Source organism: Streptomyces sp. MBT65 (assembly GCF_016612545.1).
Classification (GTDB): Bacteria; Actinomycetota; Actinomycetes; order Streptomycetales; family Streptomycetaceae; genus Streptomyces.
Genome location: NZ_JAENRY010000149.1, coordinates 1 through 19,482 on the forward strand (window position 1 = coordinate 1; position 19,482 = coordinate 19,482).

Here is a 19,482-nt window from a genome sequence, read left to right on the forward strand (position 1 = left end):
GCGCGGTCTACAGCCAGGCGGCGAGGAGGTTCTGTACCGGGTCGCCGCCGTCACGCGCCAGATAGAGGGCCCGCGCGCCGACCCACAGGACGGTCGCGCCGAGGCGGTCGGGGGTAGCGGTCGAGCATCGCGTGGAAGTAGGCCTCGGGGGTGTCGCGGTCGGCCAGGCCGTCCTCGGCGTCGTCCAAGTACTGGCGGGTCTCGCGGACGAGACGGGCCGCGTCGTCGTCGAGGTCCTTGTTCTGGTGGCTCTCCACGATCCGGCGCGGCTCCAGCGCGGCGACCGTGTCGACGGCCTTGCGCCAGGCGTCGAGACCGCCGCCGGCCACCTCGCCTCGCCGAGGTACTGGTGCACGCCGTTGTGGATGACGTCGCCTGCCACCTGCAACTGCTCGACCGGTACACCGAGGCCCAGGCGCTGCTCGATGCCGCTCGTGAGGACGCGGAGAGTCGGGCCGCGTCGGTGCTGCCGTCCATGGCGCACGCCCGGATGTGGCAGGACTTCTGCGGCGGCCGCCTGGCGGACGCCGAGGCGGACGCGTCGGGCGCTGGTGACCCTGGGGGCCGAACTCGGCGACCGCGTATACGAACTTGACGCCGCGCGCCGGGTCGCGTTCACTCGCGCGTGCAACTGGCGAACGCCTCCACACGCACGACACGCTCCGCGACCGCCCCCGCCCCCGCTAGCTCTTCTGCAGGGCGCGAGTGACACCCGCGATGACAGCGGTCGTCAGTACCCAGCCGAAGGCGATCAGCAGGTAGGCCAGCGACTGGAGGCCGCCGTTCGACCAGTACCAGGACGTGCGTTGGCCCAGGCCGCCGAAGGGGATCAGGAGGTCGAGCGTGTAGACGAGGGGCTGGAAGGGGGCGCCTTCGCCTCGTTGGACCGGGGTGGGGGTGTGCGTGCCGAAGGACAGGGTGCCGAGCAGGGTCAGTGCCAGGAGCCAGACGCCGGCCAGCCAGGGGCGGTAGCCGTAGCCGACGGTCACGTCGAGCAGGTGTCCCCAGGCGCGCGCGGCCCAGGGCAGGGTCTGTCGCCGATGGCGCTGTCTGGCCAGGAGTACGCGGCGGGCCTCGTCGTCGTGGCCGGCCTTCCGGTACCAGCTCGCCAACTGCTCATAGGGCTGGGGGTTGTAGCCGGGGCTGCGGCGTATCCATGCCACGCGGGCGGCCGCGGAGTTCCGCCGGCCCGCCGTCCCCTGCCGTTCGTCCGTCTTGACGGAGCCGTAGACGAACCCTTCCAGCTCCACCACGTCCGGCCAGCTCCGCTCGCTGTCGTGGAGGTAGGACACCTGCGCGCCCTGGAGGTCCACGGCGCCGGACGGTGGCCGGGCGAGGGTGAGGTCGAAGTCGACGGCCTGCATCAACAGGGCGGCCAGGGACGGGCCTTGGCCGTCGGGCGGTCCGTTGAGGACGGCTCCCTGGAAGGTCAGGGTGCCCGATGCCCGGGTGCCGTGCAGCCGTACGGTCCCGTCCGCGGTGAACCCGTCCGAGAAGTCGAGTGTCGAGGCCACCGCGTTGTCCAGAAGGAGCACCGCTCCGCTCGGACCGGGGTCCGTCAGGTGTGCGCCCTGCATGAACAGTCCGCCCGGCAACTGAGCACCCAGCAGACGTACTTCACCCCGCGCGACGAGCCTCCGGCAGAAGAAGCCCCCTTCCATGACCAGGCCGCCGGCGGCCACGGCCCAGCCTCCGGGCGCGTTCATCTCGGCCCGGTTGAGGACCACTCCGCCGGTCACCCGGGCGTTCGTGAGCGACAGGGCGGTGATGTCGTGGTTGAAGGGCGAGGCGGCGCCCCTGTCCACGCGTGAGTGCCGCACGTCGAAGTTTCCGTCGATACGCGCCGACCCGGCATCGATGCCGGGCACCTGGCTTCCTTTGATCACGAGCGTCTGTGTCGACGCCCCGAAGAGGCTCACCGGCTCCTCGAACCAGCACTCCTCGATCCAGACGGACTGCCCGATCTGCGCGCCGGCCAGGTTCAGGGCCCCGGTGATCCGCGCCCCGGCCAGCCTCAGACACGCGACGGCACCCGGTTGCACGGTGTTCGCGCCCAGGAGGAGCGCCATGAGCACGGCGGAACGGACCGTCCTGGCCGGACCCCACTGCCCGCCTTCGGCGACCCGGTCGTCCTCGGGGACGCCCGTGCGCAGATCCACGGGGCGCCCTTCCGGGAACGCGTCCCACAGTTCACGCTCCGGCGCGGTCAACTCGTCGTAGGAGAGCACCTGTTCAGAGTAGTGATCTTCCCGCGTGCTCGCGCTCGCCTTTCTCCGCCGCATCGTTGGAACGAGCGCCGCTCGTCGAGGAGGGCCGGAGCCTGTCCTCGACGAGTGGCGTCGTAGCGGAACTGCCTGCTGATTACCGGCTATTGGCGGCCAGGCCTCACTTCAGGTGCCGGTCCAGGAAGCGTCCGCCGTCCTCCAACTCGAACGACGGGGTGCCGGTGTGGCCGCCCAGATTGGCGTGCAGCGTCTTCTCCTTGGTGCCGAAGGCGTCGAACAGGTCCAGGGCGCGCTGCCTGGGGTTCCCCTCGTCGTCCCACTGAAGGAGGAACAGCAGCGGGACAGTGACCTGCCGGGCCTCCTCGCGCTGGGCGAGGGGCACATAGCCTCCGGCGAAGAAGCCGACGGCCGCGATGCGCGGTTCGGTCACCGCGAGGCGGATGCCGAGGGCGGTCCATCCCGAGTACCCGACCGGGCCGCCGATCTCGGGCAGCGCGAGCAGGGCGTCCAGGGTGGTCAGCCATTCCGGGACCGCGTTGTCGACCAGCGGGCCGACGAGGGACTCGAAGATCTCGTCGACCGGTTCACCGGCCCGCATCGCCCGGCGGAGCTCGGCGCGGGCCTGCTCGGCGGCGGCGGAACGGGGCCGGTCACCGCACCCGGGGGCGTCGATCGTGGCCACCGCGTAGCCGTACGACGCGGTCGTCCGGCCCCGGGCCATCAGCCGGGGATCGCTCTTGGGCAGGCCGTTGTTGTGGGCCATCAGGATCAGCGGAGCCGGTGCGGCGAATGCGGGCGTCCAGAGGGTGCCGGGAATCTCGCCGAGGGTGAACTCGCGTTGGAGGACGCCGTCGTCGAGGCGCTGCTCGGAGGTGAAGTCCATGGTCGTGCCTTTCGGGAGAGCTCATGAATGGCGCTCCCGGACGACCTAGCGTCCGACCGTGACCCCGGAGGAGAGCACCCATGTCGTCGATGTGTTCACGGGTACCACCTCCTCGTTCTCTCGCACGGCCTCCGGAAAGGTAACAGCGGTTGCCGTGGCCCGCCACGGGTTTTCCCGTAGAGCGCCCCGGTCCGTGGCGGTGGACCGGGGCGCGCTTGCCGCGAGTGGTCAGGCGACCACCCTGGCGGCGTCGAGGATGAGGTCGGCGACGGCCTTGGGGTGGCTGAGCATCGCGACGTGGGACGAGCGCGGCAGCTCGACGATCTTGCGCGCGTTCGCGCGGCTGTACATCCAGCGCTCGCAGGCCGGCGGGATCGCCTTGTCCTGGCCGGCCACCAGTCCCCACACCGGGATCGTCTTCCAGGCCGCGGCCGTGGTCGGGAAGGTGAAGGAGTCGGCGTCGAACGGCCGTTGGGTGGCCTGAAGGACCCGGAAGTCGGCCGTGGAGATGTCGGCGGCGAAGGCCGCCTGGCCGTCCTTGCTCAGGTACAGGTCGATTCCGGTCGTGCCGTCGGCCTTCGTGTACGGGACGGGCACGCTCACCGGCTCGACCTCGCTGCCGGGGAACTTGGTGATGAGCTCACCCTGCGTCTCGCCCACTTCGGGCACGAAGGCGGCGATGTAGACCAGCGCCTTGACGTTGGCCTTCCCGGCGGCGGCGTTCGTGATGACCGTTCCGCCCATGGAGTGCGCGACCAGCACGACCGGTCCGCTGATGGAGTCCAGCAGACTCGCGATGTAGGGGGCGTCGGTCGGAATACCGCGCAGCGGGTTGGACCCGCTGATCGTGGTGTAGCCCTTGTCCTGCAACCTCGCGATGGTGGCGTTCCAGCACGACGAATCGGCGTAACCACCGTGCACCAGCACGATCGTGGGCTTCACCTTCGACTTCTCCTCACTGGTACCGGAGGCGGCGGTGGCCGCGCCGGCCGATCCTGCGGAGCCGGCCACCAGCGCCGCCGAACCGGCCAACGCCGCTCCGGTGGCCAGTACGTGACGGCGGGAAACTTCGGCACTCATGGGGACTCCTCGCGCACGGCGATGGGGAATGGGGGCTCGTCCACGCAGGGGCGGCTTGATCGGCGTGGCATGCCATGGACACTACGAGGAGCGCTTTTGCGGTGGCATCGGCAATATGACCTAGCCTCCCTGGTTCGCTTCGGGTGGCTGAGCCGGTCTGGGGGTGCGGTCGGTTGCCAGTCGTAGGTGGGCATGGCTGGGGCCCGACGCGTGGGTCGGGTGCTCCAGAGTTCCTCGGTCGTGGGTGGGCAGGAACTCCCGCGGTTCAGGTGGCTGACTGGGGCAGGTTCGCAAGGCGGGTGAATGCGCTGATCAGCTCGTTTCGCCAGGGCCAGGTGGCGGAGATCCGTAGGCGGGGGCGGCGGCTTCCGCGGGTGATGCGGGCGGCGGTGCGCAGGAGCCGGTAGCGGAGCATCTTCGGCCCGGCGGTGGCCAACTCGCCGTCCAGGAGCAGGTCTTGAGTCCAGGCCGGCAGGTCTGCGCCGGTCAGTGCCAGTTCGAGCCAGGCGGCGTTGATCTGGAAGTGGCGGGAGGGGAAGCGGCCGATGCCGGTGGTCTTGCCGCTGCGGATGCGGTCTTCGACGCGGGCATGTGCGCGGTGGCGGACCTCCAGATGCTGCCAGGAGCCCTCGCCGTAGGGAGTGTCGGTGCGAAAGACCTGGTGGCGCATGCCTTCGTCCCTGTCGAACAGTGATAGCTGGGCGCCCGGGTGCGGACGCTCTCACCGCACGATGACCCGCGTGCCGTCCGGGTGCTCGGCCAGGTCGATCATGCCGGTCAACTCGGCGGCTTCCGCACCCTCGCGCAGGGTGCCGTCCTGTTCGAGTGCGGGATGGCAGACCTGCTCGGACAGGGCTCGGATCGTGCGGCGGACCGGCCTGGTGACGGAGTGTCCGACGGAGAAGCAGGGGAGGATCCCGCGCGAGTGGAGGGTGCGTATGTGGCGCAGGAGAACTTCCGCTCCTCCGGCGCTGTCCGCGCGGATGAGGATGCGTGTGCCGTGGCGGTGGGCGTCGGGGATCCGGGCGAGCGCAGGCGCACGAATCCAGCCGAATCGATGCCGGCCAGCAGGCGCCAGGCGGTCGGAGTGGAGGCGACAGGACCGAAACCCTCGGCCCGGTCGCGCAGCAGGGTCAGGTCCGCTGTCGTCTCGCCGTCGCCGTCGAGCATGATCGCGAGATCTACCGCGATCCGGCCGGGGTCGTACCCGGTGCCACGCGGTCGCAGTGGACGCAGTGTGTCCGTGAAGGCACTGGTGCTGGTGACATCGGAGGGATCGGCCGGCAAGCGGGATCCGGCGTGGCTGACCGCCCCGTAGCCATCGGCCGACACGACGAGCTTGGGACGCGACCGGGTGGGGGCACGCAGAAAGTGCCTCCCCGCTGTGATGACAGAGACCTTCGACAAGCCTCGTCTCCCCAGCTCGGAAGACACTTTCGCCTTCCGCTCAAGACTTCGGACACTGCCGTAGGCGAAACGCGCGGACCAGTGCGCGCCGAGGGACAGAGCAACGCCGGTGCAACCACGGGGAGTTGAGGGACCGTACAACCGACCCCCGGAACGCAACCTGAACCCGACCCGAAGTCGGCCCGAACTCAGACGGTCCCGGGTATCACAAGCCCCGACTCGTACGCCACGATCACCAGCTGTGTCCGGTCCCGCGCCCCCAACTTGCCCATGATCCGGCTGACATGGGTCTTCGCGGTCAGTGGGCTGAGTCCCAACGCGTCGCCGATCTCAGTGTTGTTGAGACCGCGCGCGACCAGCGCGAGCACCTGCCGTTCCCGTTCGGACAGCCCGCTCGGCCCGCCCACCGCGGATGTCGTCCCGGTGTTCGGCGCGCGCAGAAAACGGGCGATCAGCCGCGAGGTGGGACCGGGCGAGAGGAGGGACTCCCCCGCGGCCACCGTCCGGATGGCGTCGAGGAGTTCGGCCGGCCTGATGTCCTTCACGAGAAAGCCGGACGCCCCGGCCCGCAGTGCCTCGACGATGTGCTCGTCGGTCTCGTACGTCGTCAGGACGAGCACCTTCACTCCCGCGAGATCCTCGTCGGCGGCGATGAGCCGGGTCGCCTCGATCCCGTCGAGGTCGGGCATGCGGATGTCCATCACGACGAGATCGGCCCGCGCCGACCGGGCCAGCGACACGGCCTCCCGACCGGTACCCGCCTCGGCGACGACCTCCATGTCACCGGCCGACGAAACGAGCATCGCGAAGGAGGCCCGTACGAGGTTCTGGTCGTCGGCCAGCAGTACGCGGATGGTCATCGGACCTCGTCCTCCCGGGACAGCGGCAGTGTGGCGGTCACCTCGAAGCCCTCGGCGGGCCCCGGACCGGCGTCCAGTGTGCCGCCCACGCTACGGGCCCGCTCCCGCATTCCGACGAGCCCGAACCCCCTTGTGCCGTCGGACGGGCCCACCCCGCCGCCCGAGCCGTCGTCCCCGCCCGTCCCGTCGTCCCTGACACTCACCCGCAGTGCGCCGTCCGCGGTCCACAGCTCCACCCGCACGGTGAGGTCCTCGCGGCCACCGTGACGTACGGCGTTGGTGAGCGCCTCCTGCACGATCCGGTACGCGGCGGCGCCCACGGAGGGCGGGATGCCGTCCGCGCGGACGGACAGTTCGACCTTGGCCCCGGCCACCCGGCCGGTCTTCGCGAGACCGGCCAGTCCGTCGATACCGGGCAGCGGCCCCCGCATGTCCTCGGCCCCGGAGACGGAACCGGCCCCCGCTCCCACGACCGTGTCATGCGCCCGCAGCACCTCCAGCGTCGTACGCAGTTCCCCCCGGGCGGTCCGGCAGGTCCCCGCGATGTCGTCCAGTGCCTGGGCGACGGCTTTGCGGTCGAGGCGCTCGGGGTCGGCGGTGAGGACGTGGGCCGCCACGGACGTCTGCACGCCGATGAGCGTGATGCTGTGGGCGAGCAGGTCGTGCAGGTCACGGGCGATCCGCAGCCGTTCCTCGGCGACGCGGCGCCTGGCCTCCTCCTCCCGGGTGCGTTCGGCCCGTTCGGCCCGCTCGACGACGGAGGCGACGTACCAGCGGTAGTAGCGGACGGCGATACCGATGAACAGGACCGCGATGATCCAGCCGGAGATCTCCAGGGACTCCAGCGCCTCCTTCCGGTTGGTGACGCCATTGCCGATCGCTGTCGGGCCGAGAACGGCGACACCGGTGAGCAGCGTGCGGCGTACAGTGCCGGTCGCCGCGACGGTGTAGAGCGCCAGGACGGTCGCGGGGATGGGCAGGACAGGGTTGTAGTCGAGGGCGTAGTACGGCGCCACGAAGGCCATCACCCAGAGCAGAGCCACCACCGGACGGCGGCGCCGCCATACGAGGGGCACGTGCCCGGCGAGCAGCAGCGTCCAGCCGAGCGCGTCGGGCCGGATCCCTTCGCCGCCCATCAGGGCGATGGCCACGGCCAGCACGGCGACGCCCAGCGCGAGGACCGCGTCGTTGCGGGTGCGGTGCGGTGCGGTCAGGGGTTCGCGGTTGATGGCGGCCATGATGTGCTCGACGCGACGGGACCGGTCGCGTACCTCTGTGGTCGTTCCCCGTTCGTCCACGGCTCCATCTTCCGGTACTCGTACGGGAACCCGGGTGCCTTCCGGAAGGAGAGGCGCCCGGGCGGGCCCGCCGGATCAAGGTGCTGGATCAGTGTGCTCAGGGTGCGCCGACGGTTTCCGTCTGCCGCGGCGGCTCGGTCGGTCCGGCCGGTCCGGTCCGTTCGGCCGGCCCGGGCTCCCGTGAGAGCACGCCCGGCCACCACACCTTCCGGCCCAGAGCGACACTGGCGCTGGTCACCAGGTACGTCCGCACGAGGAAGGTGTCGAGCAGGACGCCGACGGCGATCACGAAGCCGAGCTGGACCAGCTGCACCAGGCCCATGTTCGTCAGCACGGCGAAGGTCGCGGCGAGGACGAGTCCGGCGGAGGCGATGACGCCGCCGGTGGTGCGCAGCGCGGTGATTGCCGCCGTGGCCGGTTCCGCTCCCGCCAGGGACTCCTCCCTCATCCGGTGCATGAGGAAGATGCCGTAGTCGACGCCGAGGGCGACCAGGAACACGAAGGACAGCAGTCCGAGCCCCGGATCGGTGCCCTTGAGGCCGAGGAGCGGTTCGAAGACCAGTCCGCCGATCCCGAGGGAGGCACCCCACACCGCGACGACCGCGACCACCAGGAGCAGCGGTGCGACCAGACTCCGCAGCAGCCCGATCAGGATGAGCATCACGCAGACGAGGACGAGCGGTACGACGATCTTTGTGTCCCGGGCGTTGGTGACCTCCAGGTCGATCTGCTGGGCGCTGTCCCCGCCGACGTAGGAGCCCTTCAATTCGTGGCGCAGGGACTTGATGGTGGCGGTCTCCCCCGCCGACTGGGGTGCGCTCTTCGCGAAGACGGAGATCTCGGTCCAGCCCTCTCCCGTACGCCCCTTCTCCGCGCTGTCGACTCCCGGCGTGCCGAGGACGGCCGCGAGGGTCTCGTCGGCGCGGCCCTGCGGGGTGATCACGTCGATGGGCTGGCTGCCCTGCCCCGGATAGGCCTTGGCAAGGGTCTCCATCGCGACGACGGCTTCCGGCTTGGTGACGAAGGAGTCCTCCTGCTTGAGCGGTCCCGGCAGGTTGAGCGAGCCCAGGGCCAGGGCGCCGAGCAGTACGGCACCGCTCGCGAGTACGGTCAGCGGCCTGCGTCCGGCAGAGCTGCCCATCGCCGAGAACAGGCTCCGCCGCTGCTTGGGCGTGCTCCCGAAGGCGGGCACGAGCGGCCAGAACACCCGCCGTCCGACCACTACGAGGATGGCGGGGAGCAGGGTCAGCATCGCGATCAGCGCGCACAGCACGCCGACGGCGCCGAGCGGGCCCATGCCCCGGCTGCTGTTGAGGTCGGCGGCGAGCAGACACAGCAGTCCGGCGGCGACGGTGCCGGAGGAGGCGAGCACGGCGGGCCCGCAGCCGCGCAGGGCGGCGACCATGGCCTCGTACGGTCGCTCGATGCGCCGCAGTTCCTCCCGGTAGCGCGAGACGAGCAGCAGCGCGTAGTCCGTGCCCGCCCCGAACACGAGGATCGTCATCACACCCGAACTCTGCCCCGAGACGGTCGTGCCGAAGGCCTGGTTGAGACCGTAGGCGACACCCATCGACATGTAGTCGGCGATCCCGGCGACGACGAGGGGCACGAGCCACAGCACGGGGCTGCGGTAGATCAGGATCAGCAGTACGGCGACGACGGCGACGGTGGTGTAGAGCAGCGGTCCGCCGAGTGAGTCGTAGACCGCGCCGGAGTCGGTGGCCAGCGCGCCGGTGCCGCCCACATGGACGCTCAACCCGCCTTCGCCCTGGGCGACTTCGCGGACGTCGGTGACGAGCTTGTCCTGCTGCTCCTCGTTCGCCCCGGGCTCGTTGCTGGCGACCGGGTACATCAGGGTCGTGCCGTCCTTGGACGGAATCCCCTTGGGAGCACCGCCGATCAGCTCGTGCTGCCGGGTGATCTCCGCGACCTGCCCGGCCGCGGTCTTCCGGTCGGCGGCGCTGAGCCCGCCGTCCCGGTGGTAGACGAGCACCATCTCGGTGGTCTCGCCACCGGGCAACTTCTCCTCGATCTTCGCCACTTGCGTCGAGTCCGCGCTCGCCGGCAGGTAGTCGGTGACCTTGTCGTGCTGCACGTCGGCGAGCTTCGCCGCGAACGGCCCGACGAGCGCGATCACGGCAATCCACAGCCCGAGCACCGCCCATGGAACGGCGCGCCCGCGCCCCGTCCTCGTCGTGGTTGTTTCTCCGGCCCTCATTGACCGATCTCCCTCCGGGTGACGTCTGCTTCGGTCCCCAGACTTCCGGTGAGAATCACGGCTTTCGTCGGACGGGAGGGCGAGGTGACGCGTACTGCCGGGGGCGACAGCGGGTGCGGATTACTCCCTGGGGAGTAATCCGCGGACGGCGCGCCGCCCCGGAAGAGGCGCGGGGAACCGCGCGACCAGCCCTCACCGACCCGCAGCAGAAATGAATCCCCCGCCGAGAGGGCGCGAGGGGCCCTGGCCCACCCGGGGCTCACGACGGCGTCCGCACCACCGTGAGCAATCGCGTCACATCATCCGCACAGATCGTCGGCGCGGCGCCCACCGTAGCGAGGGTCTCCCGGTCGGCAGGCGTGTACAACCCGTCGGCGAGAGCGATACGGGCGCCCTGGAGGAGGACGGCCTCCCGGCCGGCGGGGCCAGGTGGGGCGCCGGCGGGTCCAGGGTCTCGTGGAGTTCCATCGCCGGCCCGGGCCCGCAGGGTTCGACGAAGATCCGGCGCCATGCGGTGAGGGTGGAGGCGACCGGACGTTATACCTCGCGCTGGTCGCGCAGGAGGGCCAGGTCGGCAATTGCCTCGCCGCCGTCGGCGAGTATCACCGCCAGGTCGACCGCTACCCGGCGGGGATCGCGGCCGGTGCCGCGCGGCCGCAACCGGTGCAGCGCATTGACGAGGGAGCCGGTCGGACCGGTGGCGTCGGCGTGATCGGCCGGCAGGCGTGATCCCGCGTGGCTGACCACTCCGTGGCTGTCGGCCGAGACGACGCGCTGGGGACGCGACCCGGCGGTGTGCACGCAGAAAGTACCTTCCCGCTGTGGTGACAGAAGCCCTGGACAAGCCTCATCGTCCCAGCTCAGAGGGCACTTTCGTGTCTCCGTTCAAGATCCGGACACGGCATCAAGCGAAACGCGCGGGCTGGAGTCCGGGGCCGCGGTCGAACGTCCTGGACATCGTCCGCCGATCACGTGCTCACGCCGCCTTCCGCGCTGGCATCGGGCTCGTCCGCTCAGTAGCCTCCGGGACATGCGGATCTCTGTTTCCTCGGACATGGACGAACCCGTCGCGCGCGCCCTCGTCGCCGAGTTGCGCGGCCGGGGCCACGAGGTGGTGACGCACGGGGCGCTGCGGCCCGGGGACGACCCGCAGTGGGCGGTGTGCTCGGAGGCGGCGGCCCGCGAGGTCGCCGGCGGGGCGTCGGACCAGGCGGTCGTGTGCTGCTGGACCGGTACCGGCGCGTCGATCGCCGCGAACAAGGTGCCGGGCGTCCGGGCGGCCCTGTGCGCGGACGCCTACACGGCGGACGGCGCACGCCGCTGGAACGACGCCAACGTGCTGGCCCTCAGCCTGCGGCTGACGTCCGAGCCCCTGCTCAAGGAGATCCTCGACGCCTGGTTCACCGCGGTGCCCAGCGAGGACGCCGAGGACCGGGAGAACGTGTCCCGCATCGGACGGCTCGACCTCAACAGGTCGGCGCCGTAGCCGAGTTCGGGCCTGCCGCCGACTTCCGTCCCCGGTTGCGAGTCGGTCGGACCTCTTCTGTGCGAGTCGGTCGAGCCTCTCCGGGGCGAAGCGCGCGCTGGACCGAACACCTGGTTGGACACATCCTGGTCGTGTGTCCAAGACCTCCTTCCGCTCCGGCGGCCCCGCCGCGCGCCGGCTCCCGTGGTACGCCCGGTCCGCGGCCGGCACCTGGACCTGTGCGCCGCCGTCGGCCGACGTACGGGACTTCCATGCCGGCCTGCCTGGCTACGCGCCCACCGCGCTGACCGAACTCCCCTCCCTGGCAACGGAGTTCGGCGTCGGACGGGTGTTCGTCAAGGACGAGTCCGCGCGGCTGGGGCTGCCCGCGTTCAAGGCGCTGGGCGCGTCCTGGGCGATCCACCGGGTGCTGGCGCGGCGGCCGGCCGGTGGCGGCCCGGTGCGGCTGGTCACCGCGACCGACGGCAACCACGGTCGGGCCGTGGCCCGGATGGCGCGGCTGTTCGGGCAGCGGGCGCAGGTCTTCGTGCCGAGGGGCGTCCACCCGGCGGCCGTGACCGCGATCGAGGACGAGGGCGCGGACGTCGTCCTGGTCCCCGGCCCCTACGACGAGGCCGTGCGCCGGGCGGCGAACGCGGTGGCGGGCGGGTCGGACACCGTGCTCGTGCAGGACACCGCCTGGCCCGGGTACGAGCGGATTCCCGGCTGGATCGTGGAGGGCTACTCGACGCTGTTCGCCGAGACGGACGAGCAGTTGCGGGCCTTCGGTGTGGAGGCGCCGGGTCTGGTGGTCGTCCCGGCGGGCGTGGGCTCGCTCGCGCAGGCCGCCGTAGCCCACTACCGCGGTCGTGGGCCCGAGTCCGCTCCGGTCGCCCTGATGACGGTCGAGCCCGACACCGCCGCCTGTGTCCTGGCCAGTCTCACCCGCGGGGAGCCGGTCAGCGTGCCGACGGGCGCCACCACCATGGCCGGCCTGAACTGCGGCACCGTGTCCAGCCTGGCCTGGCCGTATCTGCGCCACGGCCTGGACGCCGCCGTCGCCGTCACGGACGCCGAGAGCGCCGACGCCGCACGCGCACTCGCCGCCGCCGGGGTCTCCTCCGGCCCCTGCGGCGCGGCCTCGTCGGCGGGCGCCCGCGCCGCCCTCACCGGTGACGGTGCCACCGTACGCCGTAGAGCCCTGGGCGTCGGTCCCGCCTCGACCGTCGTCCTGCTCAGCACCGAAGGCACGGCCGCGAACCCACACGCGGAGGAGTCTCGATGACCGGCGGTTCTCGTCCGCGGGCCGGGTTCTCATTTCCTCCGGGTGCATGATTCATTTCCGCCAGGGCACTCGGATGCCTGGAGGTCGATACATATGTTTCCCCTGATCCTTGTTCTTCTTCTCGCGCTTCTTCTCTTCGGCGCGGGATTCGCCATCAAGATTCTCTGGTGGGTCGCAATCGTTGTCCTCGTCCTGTGGCTGCTGGGATTCGTGGCCCGTTCGACGGGTTCCGGCGGTAGTCGAGGACGTTGGTACCGCTGGTAGGAGATACATCGCCGACCGGGAAATTCACCCACCACAAAGCGAGGTTTGCATGGCGGACGACATGTGGGACTACCTGGCCGCATCGGGCCACCGGACCGGTACGGACCTGACCGGATTCAAGGTCGAGGCGAGTGACGGCTCGATCGGCAAGGTCGACAAGCACTCCGAGGACGTCGGCGCCATGTACATCGTGGTCGACACCGGTGTGTGGATCTTCGGCAAGCATGTCCTGCTGCCCGTCGGCACGCTCGCGTCCATCGACGTCGCGGGCCGGACGGTCCACGTCGGCCGGACGAAGGAAGAGATCAAGAACTCCCCGGAGTTCGACAAGGACAAGCACACCGGTGACTCCGGCTACCACGAGCAGGTCGGCGGCTACTACGGAACCCCGCGCACCTGATCGGCGTTCCGCAGTGCGAGAGGGTGGTGGGGACCGGCGGAACTACCGGTCCCCACCACCCTCTCGCGCTACCCCCGTAGACTGCTGGCCCGGCCTGACAAGGATCGAGGTGGCGGCACGATGAGCACGGCCACCCACGGTGCACCGTTCGCGCATCCCGCGCTGTTCTACCGGGACGAGGAGCAGTACACGGCCGGTACGGTCCCGTTCGTGCGGGCGGGGCTGGCCGCCGGGGAGGCCGTCGCGGTCGCCGTTCCCGGCCCGCAGCTCGAACTGATCCGAGCGGGACTCGGACCGAGCGGCGCCGGTGTGCGGTTCCTCGACATGACCGAGGTCGGCCGCAACCCGGGGCGGATCATCCCGGGCGTGCTGCGGGCCTTCGCCGACGCCCACGCCGACGGCGGCCGGGTGCGGATCATCGGGGAACCGATCTGGCCCGGCCGCACCGCCGTCGAGTACCCGGCGTGCGTCCAGCACGAGGCGCTGATCAACACGGCGTTCCGGGATCGCGAGGTGACGATCCTGTGTCCGTACGACGCGGACCGGCTGGAGCCCGACGTGCTCGCCGACGCCCGCGCCACCCACCCGGTCGTCATCGACGGGGACGCCCAACTCCCCAGCTCCGCCTACGATCCGCAGGGCGTGATCGCCCGCTGCAACGAGCCGCTCCCCCACCCGCCGGGCGCGGCGTCCATCGCGTTCGACGCTCAAGAACTCCCGAAGGCCCGCTACTTCGCGGTCCAGGAGGCCGAGCGGCTGGGCCTGGCCGGCGTACGGCTCCAGGATCTGACGCTGGCCGTCGCGGAGTTGACCACCAACAGCGTGCTGCACGGCGGCGGCTGGGGCACGCTGCGGATCTGGGCCGAGGACGAGCGGATCGTCTGCGAGGTCCGGGACCGCGGCCGGCTGACGGATCCGCTGGCCGGCCGCCGACCGCCTCCGCGCGACCAACCCGGCGGCCGCGGGCTCCTGTTGGTGCACTACGTCGCCGATCTCGTCCGCGTCCATACGGCTCCGGACGGCACAACCATCCGTTTCTACCTGGCCCGTTGACGCCTCAGGCGCGGGTGGCCGGCGGTGTCCAGGCCGCTTCGGCCTCCTGTGCGGTGGGGTGGGTCCGGAAGACCCGGTCCAGCCCGACCATCTCGAAGATGCGGCTGATGTGACCCGGGACCGCGACCAGGGCGATGCCCGCCCGGGCGGCCAGGGCGTGGTTGCGGGCCGCGAGCAGGGCGGTGATGCCGCTGGAGTCGCAGAACGTGACACCGGCCAGGTCGACGACGAGCTGCTGGCCGTCCTGGAGCGCGAGCCCGGGCAGGAGTTCACGCACCTGGAAGGCGCTGTCGTAGTCGAGTTCTCCGGTCAGTTCGACGACGGGCCCCGCGGGCGTGGTCCGGGTACGGATGGCGAGTTGGGTCACGGCTGCTCTTCGTTGGGAGGTCGGGGCACGTTGATGGCGAGGACGGCGGTGTCGTCGTCCACTCCGGTGCCGAAGGTGTCGAGCAGGTCGCGGATCGCGGCGACGGCGGCCGAGGCGGTGGTGGGTGCCAGGGCGCGGGCGAAGTCGAGGAGGGCCTCGTCGCCGTAGCGGTCGCCGTCCCTGGTGCGGTCCGGGCGGGCCTCGGTGAGGCCGTCCGTGTGCAGCAGCAGGGTGTCGCCCGCCGCCAGGTGGACGCTGGCGGTGGCGATATGGGCGTCGGGCAGGACGCCGATGAGCTGTCCGCCGGGGGTGTCCAGCGGCTCGACGCTGCCGTCGGCGCGCAGCAGCAGCGCGGGCGGGTGGCCGCCGCTGGCCAGGGTGATACGGAAGCCGCCGCGGTCGCCCTCGGGAGTGAGCAGCCCGAAGACGACGGTGCAGAACCGCGGGTCGTGGCCGTTGTACTCGTGGTGGAGGACGGTGTTGAGGTTGCTCAGCACGGCGGCCGGGTCGGGGTCGTAGACGGCGGCGGCACGCAGTGTGTAGCGGGCCAGCGAGGTGACGGCCGCCGCCGCGGCGCCCTTGCCGCACACGTCCCCGAGGAACAGCCCCCAGGTACCGGCGGAGAGCGGGAAGAGGTCGTAGAAGTCGCCGCCGACCATGTCGGTGGAGGCGACGTGGTAGTGCGCGGCCACATCAAGTCCCGGCACGCTCACCAGAGTCGGGGGCAGCAGGGTCTGCTGGAGGGTGGCGTTGAGGCGCATGAGTTCCTCGCGTTCGAGTTCCGCCTCCTTGCGGGCGCGCAGCAGTTCCGTCTCGTAGGCGCGGCGGTCGCGGGCGTCGAAGACGGTGGTGCGGATCAGCAGCGGTCTGCCGTCGCCGCCGGTCTTGACGGTGGAGGTCACCAGCACGGGGAGTCGGCTGCCGTCGGTCGCCTTGAGTTCGAGGGCGATCCCGCTGACCTCGCCCTGCATGCGCAGCAGCGGGCCGAAGTGGGTCTCGTGGTAGAGACGGCCTCCGACGGTCAGCAGGTCGGAGAAGGTCTTCCGGCCGACCAGGTCGCCGCGGTCGTGGCCGAGCCAGTCGAGGAGCGTCGTGTTGATCTTCGCGATGGTGCCGTCCATCAGCGTGGAGAGGTAGCCGCACGGCGCGTGTTCGTAGAGGTCCTCGGCGCTGTCCTCCAGAAGTGCGGAGAACGTCGCGTGGTCGTCGCCGGGGGGCTTCTCGGGATGTCGCCCGGGCGGCCGGTGATCGCCGCTCCCGCCGGCGCCGTCGGCGCGCATCAGCGCACGGCTCTGACGAAGTCGGCGATGGCGGTGGCCGTTTCCTCCGGTGCGGAGAGCTGGGGGCAGTGCCCGGTCGCGTCCAGGGTGACCAGTCGGCTGCCCGGGATCCGCGCGTGGACGAAGGCGCCGACCTCCGGGGGTGCGATCGCGTCGACGGAACACTGGGCGACCAGCGTGGGCACCGTGACCCCGGCGAGGTCCTCGCGGTTGTCGGAGAGGAACGTGACGCGGGCGAAGACGCGGGCGATGTCGGGGTCGGTGCGGCAGAAGCTGTTGGTCAACTCCTCGCCCAGTTCCGGGCGTTCGGGGTTGCCCATGATCACCGGGGCCATGGCGCCCGACCAGCCCAGGTAGTTCGCGTCCAGGGACTCCAGCAGTTCGTCGATGTCCTCGGCGCTGAATCCGCCGCGATAGCCGGCGGCGGGGTCGTCGACGAAGCACGGCGAGGGGGCGAGCAGCACCAGACCGGCGAAGGCCTCCGGTTCGCGGGCCGCGGCCAGGACGCCCATCATCGCGCTCACGGAGTGCCCCACGAACGTCACCGGGCCCAGTGCCAGCTCATGGCAGATCTCCAGCACGTCCTCGGTGTAGCCGTCCAGGGTGGAGTAGCGCTCACGGCTCCAGGCCGACAGATCGGAGCGACCGGCGCCCACATGGTCGAAGAGCACCACGGTGGCCTCCCGTTCCAGGAGGGGTACCATCAGCCGCCACATGTGCTGGTCGCATCCGAATCCGTGCGCCAGCATCACGACCGGCTCTCCGGGCCGGCCCGAGACCGTCACATGGTTCCTGCTCCGCACGCTCATGCGGCTCATCCTCACAGACCGCTGCCTTCTCCACCCGCCGTGCCCACCCCGTGCCGACGCCTCAGGGCTGCTTGGGCCTGCCCAGGGACCAGCCGGACACGTCCGTGAGCCGCCCGCGCCACAGGGGCATGACGGCGGAGCCGCCCGCGGTGACGCCGGTGGCGTCGCGCAGATGGATCCACTGCGGCAGCCGTTGCGGGCCGGGTCCGCCCTGCTTGTCCCTGACCGCCTCGTCCACCTGCTGCGGGAACCGTTCCAGCAGCTGTGCGCCGGGACCGTCCATCCCGTGCAGACCGCGTGCCCAGTCGGTGGTCCAGGCCTCGTGGGAGATCAGGTCGCCGTGGAGGAAGGCGCCCCCGACGGTGAGGGTGATGGGGAGCGCGGCCTGTGCGTCCTCGCCCATCAGCCGTACCAGCATCTGCAGTTGGAGGTCGGGAACGGGCTCCGTCACGATCGGGGCAGCGGGCTGGTGCAGGGGATCGTGGTCGGTGCTCGTGGTGCTCATGCGGGGTGGTCCTTCCGGTGCCGCGCGCGGGAGGGTCTGTCGGACGGGCGGATCACGTGGGCAGGAGGCCGGTGCGCAGCTTGGCGAGGGTGCGGTTGAGCAGGCGGGAGATGTGCATCTGCGAGAGGTTCAGTACGCGGCCGATCTCCGCCTGGGTCAACTCCTGGCCGAAGCGCATCTCGATGATGGTGCGCTCCCGCTCGTCGAGCTGCTGCAGCAGGGGGGCGAGCGTGTGGAGATCCTCGAACAGCTCCAGCGCCGGGTCGGCGTCGCCCATCGTGTCCGCGTACTTGGGCGCGCTGTCGGCCTCGTCGTCGCCGCTCGGGGTGTCGATGGACCCGGCGACATAGCCGTTCGCGGCGACCAGGCCCTCGATGACCTCGTCCTCGGTCAGCTCCAGGTGGGCGGCGAGTTCCTTGACCGTGGGGGTACGGCCCAGCTCGGTGCCGAGGGTCTCCTTGCTCTTCGCGAGGTCGACCCGGAGTTCCTGGAGGCGGCGCGGGACGTGCACGGCCCAGGTGGTGTCGCGGAAGAACCGCTTGATCTCGCCGAGGATGTAGGGGATCGCGAAGGAGGTGAACTCGACCTCGCGGGTCAGGTCGAAGCGGTCGATGGCCTTGATCAGACCGATCGTGCCGACCTGGATGACGTCCTCCATGTCGCCGCTGCCCCGGTTGCGGAACCGGCGCGCGGCGAAGGCCACCAGCGACAGGTTCATCTCGATCAGCGTGTTCCGCGCGTACTGGTACTCCCGGGTGCCCTCCTCCAGCTCCTGCAGCCGGTCGAGGAAGAGCCTGGACATCACCCGTGCGTCCTTGGGAGCGACCTTGGCCCCGTCCTCGATCCACGGCAGGTCGTCCACGAGCTCCGAAGTCGCCGTGCGGACAGGAGCAGTTGCTTCGAGGACCTTCACGGTGGAAGCCACGATGCCGCCTTAGCTGGAGAACAGGACGAACGTCGCGTGCCCCCGTTCCGCGCATGCATGTCTGTCCGGACCGCACAATTTCGCGGTCGGCCCGAAAGGTTGTCGTATGCCGGGATTCAGAGGCGGCGCCAGCGGGCCGAGGCGAAGGAGAAGCCGCCGAAGAGGACCAGCCCGACGGCGACGGCGACCAGCAGCCACGGCCCCGCCGGAGTGGTCGCGAAGGTGCGCAGGGTGGCGTCCATGCCCTTGGCCTCCCGGGAGTCGAAGTGGACGGCGGCGACCAGCGCGAACACACCCACCCCGGCGAACACGACGCCGCGCGCGAGTCCGCCGCCCACACCGAGGACGGTGACGATCTGCCGGACCCGGCGGCTCGTCTTCCCGGTCTCCAGCTTCCGCAGGAAACGCCGCATCACCGCGCGCACCGCGAGGGTCGCGCCGACCCCGATCAGGACGCAGCCGACGAGACCCACCAGCACCTGACCGCCCGGCAGCTTCAGCGCCGAGGCGGTCCAGTCACGCGACTTGGCGTCACCGCCGGACGTGCCGCCGGTGCCGGCGGCGAAGGACGCCGTACCCCAGCAGACGAAGCCGTAGAAGACGGCCCGGCCACCGTCCAGCAGGCGCGAACCGACCTTGCGGGAGGGCCCGTTGTCCAGGAGTGCCCCGGAGGCCCGCCAGATCGCCATGCAGCCGAAGCCGACGACGAGCAGCCACAGCATCACCTTCCCGAAAGGCTGCGCCGCGACCTGTTGCAACGCCCCCTGCCGGTCCGCCTCGCGGCCTCCGCCGCCGAACGCGATCTGCAGGGCGAGCGCGCCGACGAGGACGTACACGACGCCGCGTGCGACGAAACCGGCCCGTCCGGTGACGGCCAGCGCCTGCTTTCCCTCGGCCGGTCCCGGTGCGCGGCTCCCGGCGGTGGAACGCGAACTCGCCCTCCGGAGGCCCCACTTGTGCATGTGCGTCGACGTCATGATGCCTTTCCTGGAAACACTGGACGGCCGGGAGGCAGACGCGCGGTACTCCTCCTGTCCTTTCGCGTGCCCCGGGTCGGGGCTTCGATGTGTGTCGCGGGGACGGCATCGGCCGATCCCCCGGCGGCGGCCCCTTCGAAGCTGTTACGTTCCTTTCAAGATCCCCGGATCTTCTTGTGTC

General features: G+C 70.9%; 20 protein-coding genes and 2 pseudogenes. 6 read left to right on the forward strand and 16 right to left on the reverse strand.

Features of this window, described 5'->3' with window-relative positions; genetic code table 11:
• Positions 1-50: 50 nt before the first annotated feature.
• Positions 51-329, reverse strand: coding sequence for a hypothetical protein (locus tag JHN63_RS29710; RefSeq protein WP_200686392.1), 279 nt, complete (start codon positions 327-329; stop codon positions 51-53).
• Positions 330-361: 32 nt separating this feature from the next.
• On the opposite strand from JHN63_RS29710, the gene JHN63_RS29715 reads away from it, so the two are divergent.
• Positions 362-595, forward strand: a complete 234-nt coding sequence (locus JHN63_RS29715) for a hypothetical protein (RefSeq protein ID WP_200686394.1) — start codon at positions 362-364, stop codon at positions 593-595.
• Positions 596-683: 88 nt separating this feature from the next.
• Here the strand turns inward: JHN63_RS29715 and JHN63_RS29720 are convergent, their stop codons facing one another.
• The 9 genes and pseudogenes from JHN63_RS29720 to JHN63_RS29755 form a co-directional block, all read right to left on the reverse strand.
• Entirely contained in the window at positions 684-2,228 is a 1,545-nt protein-coding gene (locus tag JHN63_RS29720; RefSeq protein ID WP_200686396.1) for an oxidoreductase, read from the reverse strand.
• Positions 2,229-2,385: 157 nt separating this feature from the next.
• Positions 2,386-3,108 (reverse strand): dienelactone hydrolase family protein, encoded by a 723-nt coding sequence (locus tag JHN63_RS29725; RefSeq protein WP_200686398.1) that lies wholly within the window; start codon positions 3,106-3,108, stop codon positions 2,386-2,388.
• Between the two features lie 228 nt (positions 3,109-3,336).
• A complete protein-coding gene (locus JHN63_RS29730) occupies positions 3,337-4,188 on the reverse strand; it encodes an alpha/beta fold hydrolase (RefSeq protein ID WP_200686400.1) in 852 nt (283 codons plus the stop codon).
• Positions 4,189-4,453: 265 nt separating this feature from the next.
• Positions 4,454-5,556, reverse strand: a pseudogene (locus JHN63_RS29735) (transposase).
• A gap of 227 nt (positions 5,557-5,783) precedes the next feature.
• On the reverse strand, positions 5,784-6,455 hold the full coding sequence (locus tag JHN63_RS29740; RefSeq protein WP_200686402.1) for a response regulator transcription factor: 672 nt from the start codon (positions 6,453-6,455) through the stop codon (positions 5,784-5,786).
• On the reverse strand, positions 6,452-7,753 hold the full coding sequence (locus JHN63_RS29745) for a sensor histidine kinase (protein WP_374222955.1): 1,302 nt from the start codon (positions 7,751-7,753) through the stop codon (positions 6,452-6,454). Before JHN63_RS29745 ends, JHN63_RS29740 begins: the two co-directional genes overlap by 4 nt.
• Before the next feature lie 97 nt (positions 7,754-7,850).
• Positions 7,851-9,971, reverse strand: coding sequence for an MMPL family transporter (locus JHN63_RS29750; protein WP_200686405.1), 2,121 nt, complete (start codon positions 9,969-9,971; stop codon positions 7,851-7,853).
• Between the two features lie 259 nt (positions 9,972-10,230).
• Positions 10,231-10,475 (reverse strand): annotated as a pseudogene (locus JHN63_RS53135) (TerB family tellurite resistance protein); the annotation flags it as partial.
• 33 nt (positions 10,476-10,508) lie between these two features.
• A complete protein-coding gene (locus JHN63_RS29755) occupies positions 10,509-10,772 on the reverse strand; it encodes a hypothetical protein (RefSeq protein WP_200686407.1) in 264 nt (87 codons plus the stop codon).
• A gap of 229 nt (positions 10,773-11,001) precedes the next feature.
• On the opposite strand from JHN63_RS29755, the gene JHN63_RS29760 reads away from it, so the two are divergent.
• The 5 genes from JHN63_RS29760 to JHN63_RS29775 all read left to right on the forward strand — a co-directional run bounded on the left by JHN63_RS29760 (position 11,002) and on the right by JHN63_RS29775 (position 14,438).
• Positions 11,002-11,457 carry an RpiB/LacA/LacB family sugar-phosphate isomerase gene (locus tag JHN63_RS29760; RefSeq protein ID WP_200686409.1) on the forward strand — a complete coding sequence of 152 codons (456 nt, stop codon included), beginning with the start codon at positions 11,002-11,004 and terminating at the stop codon, positions 11,455-11,457.
• Between the two features lie 133 nt (positions 11,458-11,590).
• Entirely contained in the window at positions 11,591-12,721 is a 1,131-nt protein-coding gene (locus JHN63_RS29765; protein WP_200686411.1) for a diaminopropionate ammonia-lyase, read from the forward strand.
• A gap of 93 nt (positions 12,722-12,814) precedes the next feature.
• Positions 12,815-12,985, forward strand: coding sequence for a hydrophobic protein (locus tag JHN63_RS53140; RefSeq protein WP_078622906.1), 171 nt, complete (start codon positions 12,815-12,817; stop codon positions 12,983-12,985).
• A gap of 49 nt (positions 12,986-13,034) precedes the next feature.
• A complete protein-coding gene (locus tag JHN63_RS29770) occupies positions 13,035-13,385 on the forward strand; it encodes a PRC-barrel domain containing protein (RefSeq protein ID WP_200686413.1) in 351 nt (116 codons plus the stop codon).
• A gap of 120 nt (positions 13,386-13,505) precedes the next feature.
• Positions 13,506-14,438 carry an anti-sigma factor RsbA family regulatory protein gene (locus JHN63_RS29775; RefSeq protein WP_200686415.1) on the forward strand — a complete coding sequence of 311 codons (933 nt, stop codon included), beginning with the start codon at positions 13,506-13,508 and terminating at the stop codon, positions 14,436-14,438.
• A gap of 4 nt (positions 14,439-14,442) precedes the next feature.
• Here JHN63_RS29775 and JHN63_RS29780 read toward each other — a convergent pair whose 3' ends face one another.
• The 6 genes from JHN63_RS29780 to JHN63_RS29805 form a co-directional block, all read right to left on the reverse strand.
• A complete protein-coding gene (locus JHN63_RS29780) occupies positions 14,443-14,805 on the reverse strand; it encodes an STAS domain-containing protein (protein WP_200686417.1) in 363 nt (120 codons plus the stop codon).
• Positions 14,802-16,085 carry a PP2C family protein-serine/threonine phosphatase gene (locus JHN63_RS29785; protein WP_200686419.1) on the reverse strand — a complete coding sequence of 428 codons (1,284 nt, stop codon included), beginning with the start codon at positions 16,083-16,085 and terminating at the stop codon, positions 14,802-14,804. The genes JHN63_RS29780 and JHN63_RS29785 overlap by 4 nt, the downstream gene beginning before the upstream one ends.
• Entirely contained in the window at positions 16,085-16,894 is an 810-nt protein-coding gene (locus JHN63_RS29790; RefSeq protein WP_200686421.1) for an alpha/beta fold hydrolase, read from the reverse strand. Before JHN63_RS29790 ends, JHN63_RS29785 begins: the two co-directional genes overlap by 1 nt.
• A 61-nt stretch (positions 16,895-16,955) precedes the next feature.
• Positions 16,956-17,399 (reverse strand): hypothetical protein, encoded by a 444-nt coding sequence (locus tag JHN63_RS29795; RefSeq protein ID WP_200686423.1) that lies wholly within the window; start codon positions 17,397-17,399, stop codon positions 16,956-16,958.
• Between the two features lie 52 nt (positions 17,400-17,451).
• The gene (locus tag JHN63_RS29800) at positions 17,452-18,327 is read right to left on the reverse strand and encodes an RNA polymerase sigma factor SigF (RefSeq protein WP_307782014.1); all 876 of its coding nucleotides are present in this window, start codon (positions 18,325-18,327) and stop codon (positions 17,452-17,454) included.
• A gap of 113 nt (positions 18,328-18,440) precedes the next feature.
• Positions 18,441-19,301 carry a DUF1206 domain-containing protein gene (locus tag JHN63_RS29805; RefSeq protein ID WP_200686425.1) on the reverse strand — a complete coding sequence of 287 codons (861 nt, stop codon included), beginning with the start codon at positions 19,299-19,301 and terminating at the stop codon, positions 18,441-18,443.
• Between the last annotated feature and the right edge of the window lie 181 nt (positions 19,302-19,482).